We start from the raw sequence: 970 nt of genomic DNA on the forward strand, positions 1-970 counted from the left end.
CTCAACTTCCTGCTGCGCAATGGCCTTTGCTGGCGAACTCGGGGCCAAGCTGTTCGGCCGAGTTGCTGCTGATTCGCTGACGCCCCGCCTACCATTGTCAAAACCGGTTAAAGCAGAGCCTCCCTAAGGCTGGGAGCGGGCCTTCGTTATTTGCTTTTTCAACGCCCGCTTCGTGCCCAGAGCGGGTTGTCAAGCAAGCGAATTCTCTTTACGCTCAACACCAATAAGCCGCTTGTGCCTGCTAGTGGGCCACGTAAACTGTTTGATTTTTGATTGATTGAACGACTACAGATGCTTTACGTCGCACGCGGCGCAACCGTATCAACGACAATTCATGTGCTTAGCAACGAAGCAGTATTAGCTGCTGGGTATTTCATACCAACTGCCGCTACAACTCATCAAAACAATAATCCAAAGCTGGCCTCTGTATCTTTAAGTTCCGGTATGCGCCGAGAGTACCCGCAGCCCATTATCAAAGCACGAGCTTCTAGTAGCGCGTCGCGGTTTCCAAACAACTTGGCACGATAAAGGCAAATGTCTGCTTGATGGAGCTTCATGCCTCCACGAGAGGCAATGCGCCAAGCCTCATCCAGGTCGGCACGAGCACCGGCATTATCGTCCATCCTGCCACGGAGCCACCCCCGTGTAATTAAACCACGAGGTAAGTGATGCAAAGCACCGGAAGCACGAAGGTTTGCAATGGCTAGATCAATATCGATTTTTGCATTTTCCGGATTTTTGCCTTGGAGTAAACTTTGATAGAGAGCGCAACGACCAAGCATTAGGTGACCCAATCCAATGCTAAGTGGGGTTTTGTGTGATGTTGCCAATGTCAGCGCCTCTTTATTAACCCGGCAATCAAACAGTGCATGCACCGATTTGTTCGCCGGCGTACGCGAGATGTGAACCTCGAAAGTAGTTCATGATTCGTTGCGGCATGCCTTGCAAAACCTTCATGAAATCGTGTGCG

1 protein-coding gene is annotated in these 970 nt (G+C 50.8%); it reads right to left on the reverse strand.

Annotation, left to right across the window (positions count from 1 at the left end):
- Window positions 1–398: 398 nt before the first annotated feature.
- Window positions 399–875, reverse strand: a complete 477-nt coding sequence (locus FJ694_RS36530) for a DUF3557 domain-containing protein (protein WP_157272404.1) — start codon at window positions 873–875, stop codon at window positions 399–401.
- Between the last annotated feature and the right edge of the window lie 95 nt (window positions 876–970).

It is taken from the genome of Azohydromonas aeria (genome assembly GCF_009760915.1).
Taxonomy (GTDB): domain Bacteria; phylum Pseudomonadota; class Gammaproteobacteria; order Burkholderiales; family Burkholderiaceae_C; genus Azohydromonas; species Azohydromonas aeria.